Raw genomic sequence first — 16,300 nt, forward strand, 5'->3', positions numbered from 1 at the left:
CGCGGTCGCGCCGCGCCTGACCGGGTTCCTGAACGTCACCGACGAAAAGGCTGCACAGCCTGACGCTCAACCTGATGGCGGCGATACGCACCACCCGCGCCGCGCCGCCGACCATGCTCGCGGCCGGGCACGGCAACGTCGTCACGATCAGTTCGGTCGATGCCTTCCTGCCTGATCCGGCAGTGGCCGACCACAGCGCCGCCAAAGCCGCCTTGACCAACTTCTCCAAAGCCCTGTCGAAGGAGGTCGGAGCCCGCCGCCGGCCGGTTTGGCCGACCGGCCATCCGACGACGAAGAGGACAGCCGAGGCGATCAAGAGGTGCTGCCGGCGCCGTACCGCGCTGCTCACCTCAGCCCGCCGGTGCGGAAACCGCAGGTCGGCGCCGTCGAAACGGCGGGGTCATCGAGCTCCGCGGAAATAATCACGGGCCTACTGTCGCCGCCGGTGCGCGCCGGTATTTTGGACAAATGTTCCGGTCAGTCGGCTCGCCCGGTAGTCATCGGTGATCAGCGATCGGGTGACCGGCCGGCCGATGTGGAAGTTGTGCCAGATCACCGCGGCCATCGCCAGAGCGCGCAGAGCAGGGCTGTTCGGCGGACTCACCGGGCGTCAAGCCGGTGATGGCGAGACGGATTCGCGGCTGCGGACCGGCATCGGGACCCGGTGCACCTCGCCGGCCCGGTCGGTGTCCGCATGCTCGCGGTCGGTCTCGGCGAACCGGTCCATCTCGGCGAACAGCACGTCGACGGCCTTGCGCCCCAGTTCGTAGTGCGGCAGCGCCACGGTGGTCAGCTGGGGCCGCATCCATGAGGCGAGGGGGTGGTCGTCGAAGGAGACGATGGAGACGTCCGCCGGCACCTTGAGCCCGAAGTCGTCGAGTGCCTGGTAGGCGCCCATGGCGATGCGGTCGTTGAAGCAGATCAGCGCACGCGGCCGGGCGGTTCGCAGGAGGTCGCGCGTCGCGGCGAGGCCGTACTCCGGCTGCCAGTCGGGACAGGTGCGAGCGCCCGCCACCTTGACGCCCGCCGCGCCGAGCGCTTCGCGGATGCCGACGAGCCGCTCCACCGCCGCGACGCTCTGCGCGGGCACGTCGCGCAGGCGCGGGCCCGCGCCGATCAGGTAGATGTCGTCGCGGTGGCCCGCGTCGAGCAGGACGCGGGCCGCGCGGCGCCCGGCCTCGACCTCGTCGGGGATGACGGCGGGCAGGGGAGTAGGCTGCTTGGGCAGCGCGTTGAGCAGCACGGCGGGCGCGGCCGTGATGCCCTTGGGCACCTTGATGGTCCTGGTGAACATCGAGGCCAGGATGAGCCCGTCGACCTGGCGGTCGTGCATGGCCTGCAGCAGGAGGCGTTCGAGCTCGGCGTCGCCTTCGGTCTCACCGATGAACAGCATGAAGCCGCGCTCGCGGGCCGCCTCCAGTGCGCCCTTGATCATGTCGCCGGCCAGCCGGGAGGTGGCGACGGTGTCGGAGACGAAGCCGATCGTCCGGCTGGTGCCCGTACGCAGGCCCACGGAGACGATGTTGGGCCGGTACTGCAACTCCTCGGCCGCCCGCAGGACCCGCTGCTCGACGTCCTGAGAGATGCGCAGCTCACGGCCGCGGCCGGACAGCACCAGCGAGGCGGTCGGGCGGGAGACACCGGCCGCCTTGGCCACATCGGCCAGCGTGACCCGTCGTGGGCTCACCCAGGACCTCCGATCGTCAAGAGAGTGTTACGGGGGGTTGACATCGTACGACGCGCGCCGTGAGACTATCGGGCGCTAACCCGATTTAGCAACGGAAAGCGGGACATCAGCCCGGTGCCGATCGTCCCAAGCAGCAGAGGAGATGCACATGGCACGCCGAGTTCGCCCCGGCAGGTCCGGGGCCGCGCTTGTGATCGCCATGGGGACGCTGGCCGCCGCCTGCGCGGCTCCCGGCAGCGACAGCCCGCGACCCCAGGCCACCAGCGCCTCGCCGGTGTCCGCCGCGCCCACCTGCGGCACCGCGCCGATCACCATGAACGGCTACTTCGAGACCGGCTTCCCCCTCCCCAAGGCGCTGACCACCGAGTTCACCAAGCAGCACTCGAACGTCACGTGGAACATCCGCGAGGACCAGTTCGCCGTCATCACCCAGAACGCCCCGCGCGTGCTGGCCGACAACCCGCCCGACCTGATGCGCCTGCCCCAGGTCTCCGAGCTGGTCAAGGACAACCTGCTGAAGAACCTGGACGGCTACGCGACGGCGTTCGGCTGGGACAAGTGGCCGGCGTCGCAGCTCCAGCAGCTGCGACTGGGTCCGGGCGGCCGGCCGCGCGGCGAGGGCTCGCTGTACGCCCTGGGCCTCAACTTCAGCATGACCGGCCTCTTCTACAACAAGAAGCTCGCCGCGCAGGCCGGGATGTCCGCGCCGCCCGCCACGCTGGCCGAGCTCGAAGCGGTGCTGGCCAAGGCCAAGAGCGCGGGCATCACGCCCATCGTGCAGTTCAACGGCGGCGCCACCGGCGGCCTGGCCTTCCCGCTGCAGAACCTCATGGCCTCCTACGGACCGCCCCAGCCGATCAACGACTGGATCTTCCAGAAGCCCGGCGCCACCATCGACACCCCGTCGAACCTGCAGGCGGCCCAGCACCTGGAGCGGTGGATCAAGGCCGGTTACTTCCAGAAGGACGTCAACGCGGTCGACTACGCGACGATGATGAGCCGCTTCATCGGCGGCAAGGGCCTGTTCATGTTCAACGGCGACTGGGAGTCGGGCAACCTCGACAAGCAGATGGCGGGCAACGTCGGCTTCTCCCTGATGCCGCCGGTCCAGCAGGGCGGCAAGCGGGCCGCCATGTCGGCGCCTCTGACCTTCGGGATCGCCGCGAACGCCAAGAACGCCGACTGCGCCGCCTTCTTCCTCAACTGGGTGGCCACCGACAAGCGGGCCCGCGAGATCGGCGTGGAGGTCGGCGGATCGCGTCCGATGGGACCGGCCGAGGCGTACATGCCCGCCGTCAAGTCCGGCACGGTCACCGCCGGCACGCTGGCCGCGGGGGCGGACATCGCCAAGGACAACGGCGCGATGGACTTCATCGCCAACGCCACCGGCGCCATCTACGCCAAGAGCTGGACCCCCCAGCTGCAGAAACTCGTCGCGGGACAGCAGACGCCGCAGGACCTGCTGAAGAGCGTCCAGGCCGACTACGCCGGCCAGCTGGAAGGGAACTGAGGCAGGTGGGACCCTCGCACCGGCGGCCGGCCGTGGCCAAGCTGCGCGGCTTTACCGGCTGGTTGTTCGTCGCCCCGGCGCTGGCCTTCTACGCGGTGTTCGTCCTGCGCCCGATCGCCCTGACCGTCCAGTACTCGCTCTACGACTGGGACGGCATCGGCCCGTCCACCTGGGTGGGCCCGGCCAACTACGGGAGGGTTTTCACCGATCCGGATCTGTTCGACTCGCTGGTCAACGCCGTCAAGCTGATCGTGTTCTTCAGCGCGATCCCGGTCGTGCTGGGCCTGGCGATCGCCGCGACGATCCGGCGGATCGCCGCCAGCCGGCTCGCCCTGATCGCGCGGACCGTGCTGTTCCTGCCGCAGGTCATCCCGCTGGTGGCGGCCGGCATCGCGTGGAGCTGGCTGCTGGCCTCCACCGGGGTGATCAACCAGTTGCTCTCGCTGGTCGGTCTCGGGGGAGTGACCCGGGCCTGGCTGGGCGACTTCGCCACCGCCCTGCCCGCGGTCGGCATGATCGGCGCGTGGGTGCTGCTCGGCCTGTGCACGCTGCTGCTCCTGGCCGGCATGAGCAAGATCGACCCGGCGCTGTACGAGGCCGCCCGGCTGGACGGCGCCGGGGCGTGGCGGGAGTTCGTCTCCATCACGGTGCCGAGCCTGCGTCAGGAGATCGCGGTCTGCGTCACGGTGACGGTGATCGCGGCCCTGGCGAGCTTCGACATCATCTACATCTCCACCCAGGGCGGTCCCGGCAACACGACCATGGTGCCCGGCCTGCAGATCTTCTACCTGGCCTTCTCCGAACGCGAGGTGGGCATGGCCTCGGCCCTGGCCGTGGTGCTCATGGTCCTGGTGATCGCCTGCGCCCTGCCCATCCAGTGGTTCGCGAAGGACGGCAATCGATGATCATCGCCTCGCGGGAAGCCTGGACCGGCAGGCTGCTGCTCATCCTCATGATGGCGGTCACGCTCCTGCCGTTCCTCAGCCTGTTCGTCACCGCCCTGCACCCCTCGGGCACCTACCCGGCCGGGCTGGCCTGGCCGGCCGAGCCGCAGTGGGGCAACTTCCCGCGCGCCTTCGAGGCCGCGAAGATGGGCGAGCTGCTGAAGTCGAGCGCCCTCATCGTGCTCGGCGTGGTCCCGATCTCGATCCTGCTGGGTACGATGGCCGGCTTCGCCATCGGTCACCTGCGCGTGATCGGCGGCCGGGTGATCTTCCTGCTGTTCGTGCTCGGCCTGACCCTCCCCTTTGAGGGCGTCATCACGCCGCTGTACTACCAGATCCGCGACATGGGGCTGCTCAACACACGCTGGGCGATCATCCTGCCGCTCATCGGCCTGTTCATGCCGTTCAGCGTCTTCTGGATGCGCGCCCATTTCGTCAACATGCCGGGGGAGCTGTCGGAGAGCGCGCGGATGGACGGCGCCAACGTGTGGCAGCTGTTCCGCCGCATCCACGTCCCCCTGGCGATGCCGGCGATCTCGTCCCTGGGCATCCTGCTGTTCCTGTGGACCTGGAACCAGTTCCTGCTGGCCATCGTCCTGGTCGACGATCCCGCCAAGCGTACGATGTCCGGCGCCCTGGGCGCCTTCCAGGGACAGTGGGGCACCGACATCCCGCTGCTGTGCGCCGGATCGCTGCTGATCCTGACGCCCACGCTCGTGATCTTCCTCATCTTCCAGCGTCACTTCGTCAAGGCCCTGCTCCAGGGCTCCTTGAAGGGCTGATCATGCTCTGTCCGGCACGCTGGACCCATCGGCACCTCGACCTGCTCGCCGAGGCCGCCACGACCACGGCGCCTGTCATCGCCACCGCGGCACCGATTCTGCCCGGCCACGATCTGTGGGACCTGTGGCCGGTTCAGGACGAGGACGGCTCGACGAGCGTGATCGGCGGCCGGGAACTGTGGATGGCCCTGTCGGCCCCCGCCACCGGCCATCCCGAGGAGCGCCATGGCCGGGCGCGGATCCGCCTGCTCGCCCACCGCGACGACAAGTGGGAGGACCTGGGGAACGCCTTCGCCGACGGCGCCGCGCCCGGCAGCCGCGAATGGTCCGGCTCAGCGGTCCGGCGGCCTGATGGGACCGTGTCGGTGTACTACACGGCCGCCGGACGGCGTGGCGAAGCGCGGCCGACGTACCGGCAGAGCGTCATCGAGGCCCGCGCCACCCTGCTCGCCGACAACGGCCGGATCTCGTTGCGGCCGGACGCCGAGCACAGGGAGGTCCTGCGCTCCGACGGCCGGATGTACCTGCCGACAGAGGAGGGCGACGGAGCGCCGGGCCTGCCTGCGGAGGAGGGCGACGGAGTCCCGCGCCTGCCTGCGGAGGAGGCCGACAGAGCGCCGGACCTGCCTGCGGAGGAGGCTGACAGAGCGCCCGGTCGCATCAGGGCTTTCCGCGATCCCGGCTGGTTCCGCGACCCGGCCGACGGGCGCGACCATCTCCTCGTCGCCGCGTCCACCGCGTGGGAGGACGGCTTCACCGGCGCGATCGCCCTGGCCGAGGTACGAGCCGGCACCTGGTCCCTCCTGCCGCCGCTGCTCGTCGCCGAAGGCGTCAACCACGAGCTCGAACGACCGCACGTCATCGTCCGCGACGGCCGCTACTACCTCTTCTTCTCCACCCAGCGGCACACCTTTCACCCGGCCGGCCGCGCGCCCACCGGGCTCTATGGCTTCGCCGCACCGAGCCTGACCGGCCCGTACGAGCCGCTCAACGGATCCGGGCTCGTGATCCGGAACCCCGCCCGCCAACCCGACCAGGCATACGCCTGGCTGGTGCTGCCCGACCTCCGTGTAGTCAGCTTCGCCAACTATCGCTCGGATCTGCGATCCGCGCCGGCCGCGCGGGCACGGGCCGGTTTCGGCGGCACTATCGCCCCGATGCTCAAGCTCACCTTGGACGCGATGACGACCTCTGTCATCCCGGGTGGATGAAGTCGCGGACGAGCTTCACGAACTCCGTCGGCCGCTCGGCCATCACGATGTGTCCGCTGTCGACTTCCTCGTACGAGGCACCCGGGATGGCGGCGGCCAGCTCGCGGGAGTACTCCGCGGAGATGAGCGTGTCGCGGGCGCACCCGATCACGAGCGTCGGCGCCTGAATCCGCGGCAGCAGGTCGCGGACGTCCAGCCGCGAGGCGAGATCGATCTGCCGGAGCCTGCCCGCGTGGGGCCGGAAGGCGGTGGCGAGCTCCGCCACGGCCGCCGAGCCGATGGAAGCCAGATGCTCACGGCTGAAGGCGATCAGCATCGTGTACCGCGCGAACGTGTCGCCATCACCGGCCAGATCACGCCAGACGGTGAACGCGTTGCGGAGGTATGCGTCGCCCCGCCCGGCCCAGCCCGTGACCGACACGACACTGCGCACCAGATCCGGCCGGGCGGCGGCCAGCGCGGCGACCACCGAAGCGCCCATGGAGTGCCCGACCACGTCGGCGGGCCCCTCCCCGAGGTCGGAGATCACGGCGGCGAGCTGCTCAGCGAGCAGCTCGACCGTGAGCTCGCCCCCGTCGTCGCGCGCCGCGTCGCTTCCCGACAGATCCGGCAGCACCACCGTGCTGGTGTCCGTGAACGCCCCTGCCACGCCGTCCCATGCCTTCGAGCCCGGACTGCCTCCATGCACCAGTACGAGCGGGCGGCCCTCGCCCATTACCCGGTACGGCACGTGCGCGGCGCCCACGGTGATCTCTCTCATGTCTGTCTCCACCTCTCATCGCTGGACACCAGGGACGATGCCAGGGGCGTGCGGCGATGAGGAGGGGAGCCGATTCCCTAGGATCGGCCCTCCTAGTGTGCGCGGCACGCGCAGTTCGCCGGGCGGCGAGGATGGATGACATGAAGATGGACCGCGTCAAGCTGGCGGACTTCCTCCGCCGATCCCGCGAGCGGCTCCGGCCGCAGGAGGTCGGCCTGGCCGCCGGACCGCGGCGCCGCACGCCCGGCCTGCGCCGCGAAGAGCTGGCCCAGCTGTCCGGGGTGTCGGCCGACTACGTGATGCGGCTCGAACAGGCGCGCAGCTCCCAGCCGTCGGTCCAGCTATTGGCCGCGCTCGCCCGTGCCCTGCGGTTGACCGAGGACGAACGAGATCACCTTTACCTGCTGGCGGGCCACCGGCCGCCCGAAGGGGCGCGCGCCGGAAACCACGTACGTCCCGGCCTGCTCTACCTCCTCGACCGGCTGGGCGATACGCCCGCCCAGCTCCTGACCGACCTCGGCGATCTGCTCGCGCAGAACGCCCTGGCCGAGACGCTGTTCGGGTGCGTGTGCAGGATCGAGGAACGGGACCGGAACATCGTGTGGCGCTGGTTCACCGACCCGTTCGTGCGCCAGGCGTACCCCGCTGAGGAACACGACCGCCACAGCCGCCTGCGCGTCGCCGACCTGCGTGCCGCCGCGACACGTCGTGACTACGATCGGCCCTCCAGCGCCCTGATCGATCGGCTCGGGGCGGCCAGCGAGGAGTTCGCCGACCTCTGGCAGCGGCACGAGGTCGCCGTGCGCCGCGAGAGCCGGTTGCGCGTCATTCATCCCTCCGTCGGGCTCATTGAATTCGACTTCGAGATGCTGCAGACGCAGGCCGCCGACCAGCGCCTGCGCCTGTTCACGCCGCCGCCCGGATCCAAGAGCGTCGAGGCTCTCGAGCTCCTGCGCGTCATCGGCCCGGAGACCGCTCACCGCGGTCACCGATGATTTCTCCCGCGGTGCAAGGCTGTCGCCGCCCCGAGGGCGAGGGTGGCGTAGCCGCAGGTCACGGCCAAACCTGCCCATGGCGGGAGCGGGTAGTAGCTCCCGAACAGTGACGGGCCGACGTCCACATGCGCGAACGTGGGGACGCTCTGCGTGATCGCGAACCCGGCGGCAGGGGTGATCACCAGCAGCCATGGCGCCAGACCCGCGGTCGCCAGCACGTACGGCACGACGACCAGCGCGATGGCCAGCCCGATGGCGAGGATGGCCCGCTTGACCAGCGCGGCCAGGCCCAGAGCCAGCACGGCGGCGGCCGCGGTCAGCGCCGCGAAGCCGACGACCACCCGCAGCTCGGTCCCCAGGGTCAGCGGCTGAATCGGGTTCTGATGGGCACGCAACAGCGCCAGACCACCGGGCACCACGATCCCCGAGGTCACCAGCCCCGCCACGAACGCGACCGCGCCGACCACCGTGGCCTTGGCCGCCAGGAGCCGCGCCGGACGCGGCCCGACCGGCGGCCCGGCTGGCGGGGCAAGCGGCGGCCCGACCGGCGGGGCGAGCGGTTGTGCGAGCGGCGGGTCGGTCCTGATCAGCCCCCGCCGGTGGTCCGCCGTGACGAACGTGACCGCCACCACGAGCACCAGGACCAGCCCCACGACCCCGCCGATCAGCGTGAAGTCGGCGCGCAGACCGCCCTCCACCGTGGCGGGCCCGATGTCACCGCCCCCGGTCACGATGAGCTTGTCACCGGACTCGACGACCCCGCCCGGGTGATGCGGGGTCTTGCCGTCGGACTCCAGGGCGACGCCGACGTCGTCGCGGCGCCACGAACCGTTCGCGCCCTGCAGTTTGATCTGGTCGAAGGTGGCGGTGGCCTGGGCGAAGGCCTCCGCCATGTCCCACAAGACGCCTGGCGAGGCGGCGAACAGCCCGATCTCGACCGTCTCCGCCAGCCCGGTCAGCTTGACCGTGCTGACCTGGGTCCACGCCTTGCCGTCGTCCGACTCAAAGCCGGTGACGGTGTCGCCCGACCTGGTCAGCCGTAGCCACTGCGGGCCGTTGTGCGGTCCGCCGGCCACGTCGTGGGTGTAGTTGTACTGCATCCGCACGCCGTGATCTCCGGTGAGCATGACGGCGGCGTACGGTGTGCCCTGCTTGAGGCTCTGCCGCACGAGGAGCCCGGCCTTCGCCCACGGCACCACCCCCTGCTTGATGTTGCGCACCCCGGGTACGGCGTCCGGCAGCCGCATCTGTCCGGTCATGTCCGCCACGCGGGCGGTGATGCTGCCGTTCCCCTTGAGCGGCTGGTGCACGAAGTAGTACTTGTCCTGCACGGCCGTGCCATCGGGTCCCAGCAAGGGCGCGGGGCAGGGGCCTTCACCCTTTCCGGTCACGCAGCTGCTGCGGACGCCTCCGGCGATCAGCAGTCCGAGCGATACGGTCACCAGCACGGAGGCCGCCATGGCGAGCACCCAGCCTCGCCCGGTGCGGAACCTGGTCCACTCCGCGTGCAAGCCGGATCTGAACGGCGTAGATGGATTCATGCCGAAGGTTGTACGCGGCACCCGGTTCCAGCCGGGTCGCGGCGGCTGCGACCCGGCTGCGACCGGGGATCTGGGATCGTAAGGACATGGCACGTCAACCAGGCGGTGAGGAGCGGTGAGGGTCCTGGTCATCGAGGACTTCGAAATCCTCGCCCGCTCCATCGGAACCGGGCTGCGCCGCGAGGGCATGGCCGTCGACGTCGTCCTGGACGGCACCGCCGCCCTCGACCGCCTGGCCGTCACCCGCTACGACGTGGTGATCCTCGACCGCGACCTGCCCGGCGTCCACGGGGACGAGATCTGCCGGCGACTCGCTCACGGCCGCTGCGAGACCCGCGTGCTGATGCTCACCGCCTCCGGCACGATCGAGGACCGCGTCGACGGGCTCAGCCTCGGTGCCGACGACTACCTGCCCAAGCCGTTCGCGTTCGCCGAGCTGGTCGCCCGCGTCCGTGCCCTGGGCCGCCGTGCCACCCCGCCGCTGCCGCCCACCCTGGCATGCGGGGACATCACCCTCGATCCAGCCCGCCGTATCGCCTTCCGGGCCGGTCGGCGCCTTGAGCTGAGTCCCAGGGAGTTCGGCCTGCTGGAATGCCTGCTGGCCGTACCCGGGCTGGTCATCTCCGCCGAGGAACTGCTGGAGCGCGTCTGGGACGAGGCCGCCGATCCTTTCAGCAGTGCCGTCAAGCACACCATGCACCGGTTGCGGGCCAAGCTCGGCGACCCTCCGGTGATCGAGACCATCCGCGAAGGCGGCTACCGCATCGGACCGTCATGACCTCCCAGACGCTCAACCGCATCGGACGGTCATGACCTCCCAGACGCTCACCAGAAGGTCGCTGCAGACGCGGCTCGCGCTGGCCTACGCGGCGGGCATCTACGCCGCCGGGACCTTCGTGCTCATACTCGCCGACATCCCGCTGGCCAGCATCCAGCAGACCACCCCCAAAGGCTCATCCGGCCCGATCACTGAAACCGGGGCCGGGGCCGGGATCAGCCTGCCCCAACTCCTCACCGGATCCGCCATCGCCCTGGTCATACTGATCCCCGTCGCCCTGGCTCTCGGCTGGTACGTCGCCGGCCGGTTCCTGCGCCCGCTGCGCGCCATCACCACCACTGCCAAGATCATCTCTGCCGGAGACCTCCACCGGCGCCTGGACCTCGGCGGGCCCGCGGACGAGCTGACCGAACTCGGCCACACCCTCGACGACCTGTTCGCCCGCCTGCAAGCCTCCTTCGACGCCCAACGCCACTTCGTCGCCAACGCCTCCCACGAGTTGCGCACCCCGCTCGCCGGCCTGCGTACCCTGCTCGAAGTCGCCCTCGCCGACCCCGAGGCCGACGCCGAGACCCTGCGCGCGGTCTGTCAGGAGGCCCTCGCCCTGGGCGAACACCAGGAGCGGCTCGTCCAGGCGCTGCTCGCCCTGGCCACCAGCGAGCGCGGCGTCACCCGCTGGGACACCCTCGACCTCACCCAGATCGTCGCGGGCGTGCTCGCCTCCCGCCGTGACAAAGCCGCGCGGACCGGCATCCACCTCGCCGAACACCTCACGCCCGCGGTGACGGCCGGGGACCCGAAACTGATCGAAAGCCTCGTCGCCAACCTCATCGACAACGCCATCCGCCACAACCGCCCGGACGGCCAGGTCAAGATCACCACCCAGACCATCGGCACCCAGGTGGCCCTCACGGTCGCCAACAGCGGGCCGGTCATCCCCGGCGACCAGATCCAGCGGCTCTTCCAGCCGTTCCAGAAACTGGCGCCCGATCGTCACGGCCGCCGCGACGGCTACGGCCTCGGCCTGGCCATCGTCAACGCCGTCGCCCAAGCCCACCACGCCACCCTCACCACCGGCGCACGCCCCGAAGGCGGCCTGTCCATCACCGTGCGGTTCGCCCACGGTGCTCATCCGAGCCATCCCCGCTGACCGGGCACGCGCGGGGGCGAGGTTCTACCGCGGCTTGAGACTTTCGCGCCCCCATCCACCCAGCACCGTCGACGACCGCCGGGCAAAGTCTCCGGGAACGGTTCAACGACAGCCTTGAAGGCATGAGTCCTGACGATCACGAACAACCCGGCGGCTACGCATTCGTCGTGGAGGTGGGCGCGTGAGCCTCACCTCGCCCTCCGCCCCGCCCGCGTGGCGGGATCTGCTGGGCCGCGAGCATCTCGGCGCGGCGATCGTGCTGGCCGGCGGAGTGCTGGTGGGCGCGATCAACATCTATCTGGCGGCGAGCCTGCTGCCGACCGCGGTGGCCGACCTCGGCGGCGCGAGCTTCTACGCCTGGAACATGACGATCTACCTCGTCGCCATGGTGATCGCGACGATGCTCACCGGCCGCCTCCTGTTCCGGCGGGGGAACGTCGGCGCCTACCTTCTCGGCTTCGCCACGTTCAGCGCGGGCTCGCTGGCCTGCGCGGTGAGCCCGGCGATGGCTGTGTTGCTGGTCTCCAGGGGTGTCCAGGGGCTCGGCGCGGGCCTGCTGTCCGGGCTGGGGTTCGCCGTCATCCGAGCGGCGCTGCCGGCCCGGCTCTGGACGCGCGGCACCGCGCTGATGTCGGCGATGTACGGCGTCGGCAACTTCGCCGGTCCGGCGATCGGCGGGCTGTTCGCCCAGTTCGGCTCGTGGCGGCCGGCGTTCGCGGCCATGGCGGTGATCGGGGCCGGGTGCGGCGCGATCGTGCCCCGCGTGCTGCCGCCCAGCGGACGCGGCGACGGGCGGGCGCCGATCCCGGCCGGGTCGCTGCTGCTGGTGACGACCGCGGCCGGAGCGGTGAGCGTGGCGGGGGTCGTGGCCGGCACGCTCGCGAAGGCCGCCGGCATCGCGGTCGCGCTGCTGCTGATGGCCGGGTTCGTCGTCCATGAGCGGCGCAGCGAGCTGCGGGTCCTCCCGCGTACGACGTACCAGAGAGGTTCGTCGTTGAAATGGGTCTACCTGACGCTGGGGCTGCTGGCCTTCGGCGTCGCCGTCGAGTCGTTCCTTCCGCTGTTCGGCCAGCGGCTGGCCGGGCTGCCACCCCTCGTCGCGGGGTTCTTCGCCGCGGCGATCTCGCTGGGCTGGTCGCTCACCCAGATCGGCGGTTCGTCGGTGACAGGACACCGGGCGGTACGCCGGCTGCGTGTGTTCGGCCCGGTGCTGCTCGCCGCCGGTCTCCTCCTTCAGGGACTGCTGCAGCGTGCGGACACGCCGAGCTGGCTGGTGCTCGTCTGGGTGCCGGTGCTGTTCGTCGCCGGTGCGGGCATCGGCCTGGCCTACCCGCATCTGTCGGTGGCCGCGATGTCCAGCACCCGCGATCCGGAGGAAGGCGGCCGGGCGGCGGCGGCGATCGCCACCGTGACGAGCCTGTCGATCGCGTTCGGTACGGCGGTGGGCGGCGTCCTGGTCAACCTGGGCGGCGCCTCGATGCTCGACTCGGCACGGTACGCGCTGTTCGGCATCGCGATCATCTGCGCGATCGGCGCCCTCACCGCCCACGCCGCCAATCGCACCAGCTCATGACCGACGCAGGGCGGCGCGGTCGGGGGGCGGGGACCCTGTCAGAGCCGCAGATGTTCCCGATGGCCCGTGCGGCGGAATGTCCGTTCGATCCGGCACCGGCCATGGCCGCCAGTGACCAGCCCTGTCGTTACGGGGCGCTCGGCTGATCCACGGCCGGCTTCGGTTTGCTGATCCGGCCCTCGACGTCGACCACGACCACCTCGACTCCCTCTCTCGAGAACGGGGCCAGCGCGTCTTCCGAGGCCGTGTCGTCGGTCACCAGCGTCCAGGGCCGGGGGAGCCGCACCCAGGCATGGAACGGACCGCGCCCGAGCTTGGCCGCGTGCGCCAGAACGTAGGTCTTACGGGAGTTGCGGGCCATGAGCTCCTTGAGCCGGGTCTGCTGGAGGTCGGCCTCGCAGATCCCTCTGTCGGCGGTGACTCCGTCGGCCCCGAGAAAGACGCGGTCGAACGACATCCGTTCCAGAGACGCCTCGGTGGTGGGGCCCACGAACCCCTGGCTGAGATGGCGCAGCCGGCCGCCGAGGCACTCCACATGGAGGCTCTCGACGTCGCCGAGCTCCTTGAGCACGGTCAAGCTCGTGGTGGCGATGAAGAGCTGGGTGCTGGAACGCAGCTCGTGGGCGAGCGCCGCGACGGTCGAGCCGGCGTCGAGCAGCACGGACTCGCCGGCTCCGATCTGCTGAGCCGCCCATCGGGCGATCCCGTGTTTGGCCTCGAAGGCCTCGCCGACCCGCTGGCGTACCGAGTCCTCGGGATGGGCGACGACGGCCATCGCGCCGCCGAACGTCCGGGTCAGCAGGCCTTGCGTGGTCAACCGGGCCAGGTCACGGCGAATGGTGGAGGGCGTCACAGCGAACGTCGAGGACAGTTCTTCGACACTGGCCAGACCACTGGTCGTGGCCAGGCGCACGATCTCGGCGCGCCGACGGTCAGAGTTCCTGGACAACGCTCCTCCTTCTCGGCTTGCGTTCAACGGTCCCGGGTCAGCTCGCCGGACTGGGAGACATCTGGGCGGCCTGCCGCAGCGCCTCGATCATGCTACCGACCTCCGCGATGCCCTTCCCCGCGATGTCGAAGGCGGTTCCGTGATCCACGGACGTGCGGATCACGGGCAGGCCCACGGTGATGTTCACCCCGGCCTCGATACCCAGGATCTTCACCGGGCCGTGTCCCTGGTCGTGGTACATCGCCACGATGAGGTCGTAGTCACCGCGTCCCGCGACGAAGAACGCCGTGTCGGCGGGCAGCGGCCCCTGCACGTCGATGCCGTCGGCCTTCAGGACTTCGATGGCGGGAACGATCTTCTCGGCCTCTTCGCCGTAGCCGAACAGGCCGTTCTCGCCGGCGTGCGGGTTGATGCCGCACACCCCGATGCGCGGGTTCTCGATCCCGGCCCGCCGGAGCGCCTCGTGACCCCGGCGGACGGTCCGCTCCACCAGGCCGGGCTCGATCTTCGCGATGGCGTCGATCAGTCCGATGTGCGTGGTGACGTGGATGACCCGGATCTTCGGCGAGGACAGCATCATGGACACCTCGCCGATCCCGGTCAGGTGCGCGAGGAGTTCGGTGTGGCCGGGGAAGATGTAGCCGCCCGCGTGCAGGGCCTCCTTGTTCAGTGGCGCCGTGCAGATCGCCTGCACTTCCCCGGCCATCGCCAGCTCGCTGGCCACGCGGACATAGTGGTACGCGGCCGCCCCGGCCACGGGGGAGATCTTCCCCCAGGGCAGGTCCGCCGGCAGGAGCCCCAGGTCGATGACATTGAGGCGGCCCGGCTGGAACACGGCGTCGGCCACTGTGTCGATCGCGACGATCTCGGTGTCGATCCCGAGGATGCCGGCCGCCTGGCGCAGCCGTACGGCATCGCCGATGACGACGGGACGGCAGAGTGCGGCGGTGCCGGCGTCCTGGAGGGCACCGACGATGACTTCCGGACCCACACCGGCACCGTCACCCATGGTGACGGCGATGATCGGAGTGGCCGCGGTGCGAGGCTGTCGGCTGACGCCGGCAGTACTGATGCTCACTTCGTGACCTTTCGCTTGATACTGGGAGATTCCGCGTTGGGAGAGAGTGGGGTCAAGGGATGCGAGGGAGTGCGGGGCCAAGGCCCTGACGATCTCGACGAGCGAGTCGGCTTCCCCGAAACTGCCCGGGCGGGTGACCACGGAACGGCCGTCGGCCGTCCGGGAGTGGACGGCTCCCGGGTGCACCTGCCCGACCGGGGTCAGTTCCCGCACCTGGAGGGCGTCCAGGACGCGCCGGGCGGTCTCGCCGCCGGTCAGCACGAGGTCCACCGGGCTCTCGTACGCGCGCACCGCGTCCGCGACGGCCTCGGCCAGCCGGCTCGCGATGTCACGGGAGGCCGCAGGGAGGACGACGCCGGCGGAGTCGAGGTAGGCCACGACCGCCCGCTCGCCGAGGGGGATGCGGGGGAGGGGTTCGCGGCCGTCGGGTGTGCCGAGGAGGGCCGTCAGAGGCAGGGCCACGGGCACGGCTCCGGCCTCGGTCAGCCGGCGCACCTGTTCGGCCGCGACCGGCTCGGCACTGCCCACCACGACGAGCGGCCCCGGGCAGCCCACACCACCGTGCCCTGGAACAAGCGAAGGCTCCGCTGCAGCCGGGCCGAGGCTCCGCAGATGGCGCCCGAGCGCGTCGGCGAGCCCGCCGGATCCGACCAGTCGGACCGACGGCACGGCCAGCGCGGCGCGCAGCACGGCGTCCAGATCCTGATCCGTCTCCGCGTCGCACAGCGCGATATGCGCATCCCGCGCACAGGAGGCGATCGCCTCGGAAAGACGGTCCGATCGTACGGTCTCGAGGTCCAGCACACGGGCCGGGAGCGGCGCCAGAGCCGCCTCCACCGATGCCGGAGCCGGGACGCCGTCCACCGCCCAGGCGTTCGCCTGGTGAAGGGCGGTACCGGCCACGTACAGCACGCCGCCGCGTACCACCCGATCCAGGCCGGGCAGGGCGGTGGCGACGACGACGGCGGCGCCGGGCGTCGCGAGCGCGGCCACCTCCGCCGCGACGTTGCCGCGCAGCAGAGAGTCGATCTTCTTGAAGATCAGCCGCGGCCGCCCGGCGGAGGCCGCGGCGACCGTGGCACGCACCGCCGCGGCGGCGTCGGCGGGCTGCCGGTGCCGCGAGTCGGTGTCGACGACCAGGGTGTCGGCGAGATCGCGCTCGCCACGCACGGTCGGGATGTCGGCGAGTTCGCGCTCGCCGCGCACGGCGTCATGGGCGAGAAGAATCCTCGTGCGTGTTCCGCGCATCATGACTCGTGCTGCGGACTCGGCTGCCCCCGACAGGTCGTCGGCCACGATGAGGACACCGTGCGCGGCCGTGCTGGGATTGGGCCTCAAGGAA

15 protein-coding genes are annotated in these 16,300 nt (G+C 70.8%); 9 read left to right on the forward strand and 6 right to left on the reverse strand.

Features of this window, described 5'->3' with window-relative positions; all coding sequences use genetic code 11:
* Nucleotides 1-113: 113 nt before the first annotated feature.
* The gene (locus ACQP2T_RS29480) at nucleotides 114-422 is read left to right on the forward strand and encodes an SDR family NAD(P)-dependent oxidoreductase (protein WP_433519847.1); all 309 of its coding nucleotides are present in this window, start codon (nucleotides 114-116) and stop codon (nucleotides 420-422) included.
* An 8-nt stretch (nucleotides 423-430) separates the two neighbouring features.
* Here ACQP2T_RS29480 and ACQP2T_RS29485 read toward each other — a convergent pair whose 3' ends face one another.
* Together ACQP2T_RS29485 and ACQP2T_RS29490 are read right to left on the reverse strand one after the other, a co-directional pair.
* Nucleotides 431-565, reverse strand: a complete 135-nt coding sequence (locus ACQP2T_RS29485) for a hypothetical protein (protein ID WP_433519298.1) — start codon at nucleotides 563-565, stop codon at nucleotides 431-433.
* Nucleotides 566-610: 45 nt separating this feature from the next.
* Nucleotides 611-1,687, reverse strand: coding sequence for a LacI family DNA-binding transcriptional regulator (locus ACQP2T_RS29490; protein WP_433519299.1), 1,077 nt, complete (start codon nucleotides 1,685-1,687; stop codon nucleotides 611-613).
* A gap of 148 nt (nucleotides 1,688-1,835) precedes the next feature.
* Between ACQP2T_RS29490 and ACQP2T_RS29495 the strand changes: the two genes are divergently transcribed.
* The 4 genes from ACQP2T_RS29495 to ACQP2T_RS29510 are packed head-to-tail and all read left to right on the forward strand — an operon-like array spanning nucleotide 1,836 to nucleotide 6,134.
* Entirely contained in the window at nucleotides 1,836-3,197 is a 1,362-nt protein-coding gene (locus ACQP2T_RS29495) for an ABC transporter substrate-binding protein (RefSeq protein ID WP_433519300.1), read from the forward strand.
* 5 nt (nucleotides 3,198-3,202) lie between these two features.
* A complete protein-coding gene (locus ACQP2T_RS29500; RefSeq protein WP_433519301.1) occupies nucleotides 3,203-4,102 on the forward strand; it encodes a carbohydrate ABC transporter permease in 900 nt (299 codons plus the stop codon).
* Nucleotides 4,099-4,923 carry a carbohydrate ABC transporter permease gene (locus ACQP2T_RS29505; protein WP_433519302.1) on the forward strand — a complete coding sequence of 275 codons (825 nt, stop codon included), beginning with the start codon at nucleotides 4,099-4,101 and terminating at the stop codon, nucleotides 4,921-4,923. The genes ACQP2T_RS29500 and ACQP2T_RS29505 overlap by 4 nt, the downstream gene beginning before the upstream one ends.
* A gap of 2 nt (nucleotides 4,924-4,925) precedes the next feature.
* The gene (locus tag ACQP2T_RS29510) at nucleotides 4,926-6,134 is read left to right on the forward strand and encodes a glycoside hydrolase family 68 protein (protein WP_433519303.1); all 1,209 of its coding nucleotides are present in this window, start codon (nucleotides 4,926-4,928) and stop codon (nucleotides 6,132-6,134) included.
* Here the strand turns inward: ACQP2T_RS29510 and ACQP2T_RS29515 are convergent.
* Nucleotides 6,118-6,894 (reverse strand): alpha/beta fold hydrolase, encoded by a 777-nt coding sequence (locus ACQP2T_RS29515; protein ID WP_433519304.1) that lies wholly within the window; start codon nucleotides 6,892-6,894, stop codon nucleotides 6,118-6,120. The genes ACQP2T_RS29510 and ACQP2T_RS29515 overlap by 17 nt on opposite strands.
* Before the next feature lie 140 nt (nucleotides 6,895-7,034).
* Here ACQP2T_RS29515 and ACQP2T_RS29520 point away from each other — a divergent pair, with 140 nt between their 5' ends.
* The gene (locus ACQP2T_RS29520) at nucleotides 7,035-7,889 is read left to right on the forward strand and encodes a helix-turn-helix transcriptional regulator (RefSeq protein WP_433519305.1); all 855 of its coding nucleotides are present in this window, start codon (nucleotides 7,035-7,037) and stop codon (nucleotides 7,887-7,889) included.
* Here the strand turns inward: ACQP2T_RS29520 and ACQP2T_RS29525 are convergent.
* Complete coding sequence (locus ACQP2T_RS29525; RefSeq protein ID WP_433519306.1) at nucleotides 7,880-9,430, reverse strand: hypothetical protein; 1,551 nt, start codon at nucleotides 9,428-9,430, stop codon at nucleotides 7,880-7,882. The genes ACQP2T_RS29520 and ACQP2T_RS29525 overlap by 10 nt on opposite strands.
* Nucleotides 9,431-9,545: 115 nt before the next feature.
* On the opposite strand from ACQP2T_RS29525, the gene ACQP2T_RS29530 reads away from it, so the two are divergent.
* The 3 genes from ACQP2T_RS29530 (at nucleotide 9,546) to ACQP2T_RS29540 (ending at nucleotide 12,931) form a co-directional block, all read left to right on the forward strand.
* Complete coding sequence (locus ACQP2T_RS29530) at nucleotides 9,546-10,208, forward strand: response regulator transcription factor (protein ID WP_433519307.1); 663 nt, start codon at nucleotides 9,546-9,548, stop codon at nucleotides 10,206-10,208.
* A gap of 31 nt (nucleotides 10,209-10,239) precedes the next feature.
* Complete coding sequence (locus tag ACQP2T_RS29535) at nucleotides 10,240-11,358, forward strand: sensor histidine kinase (RefSeq protein WP_433519308.1); 1,119 nt, start codon at nucleotides 10,240-10,242, stop codon at nucleotides 11,356-11,358.
* 181 nt (nucleotides 11,359-11,539) lie between these two features.
* Nucleotides 11,540-12,931, forward strand: coding sequence for an MFS transporter (locus ACQP2T_RS29540; protein WP_433519309.1), 1,392 nt, complete (start codon nucleotides 11,540-11,542; stop codon nucleotides 12,929-12,931).
* A gap of 127 nt (nucleotides 12,932-13,058) precedes the next feature.
* On the opposite strand, the gene ACQP2T_RS29545 is transcribed toward ACQP2T_RS29540, so the two are convergent.
* On the reverse strand, nucleotides 13,059-13,880 hold the full coding sequence (locus tag ACQP2T_RS29545; RefSeq protein ID WP_433519310.1) for a DeoR/GlpR family DNA-binding transcription regulator: 822 nt from the start codon (nucleotides 13,878-13,880) through the stop codon (nucleotides 13,059-13,061).
* Between the two features lie 37 nt (nucleotides 13,881-13,917).
* Nucleotides 13,918-16,296, reverse strand: coding sequence for a 4-hydroxythreonine-4-phosphate dehydrogenase PdxA (pdxA, locus tag ACQP2T_RS29550; RefSeq protein WP_433519311.1), 2,379 nt, complete (start codon nucleotides 16,294-16,296; stop codon nucleotides 13,918-13,920).
* Nucleotides 16,297-16,300: the final 4 nt, after the last annotated feature.

This window comes from Nonomuraea sp. CA-143628 (assembly GCF_050942315.1).
Lineage (GTDB): Bacteria > Actinomycetota > Actinomycetes > Streptosporangiales > Streptosporangiaceae > Nonomuraea.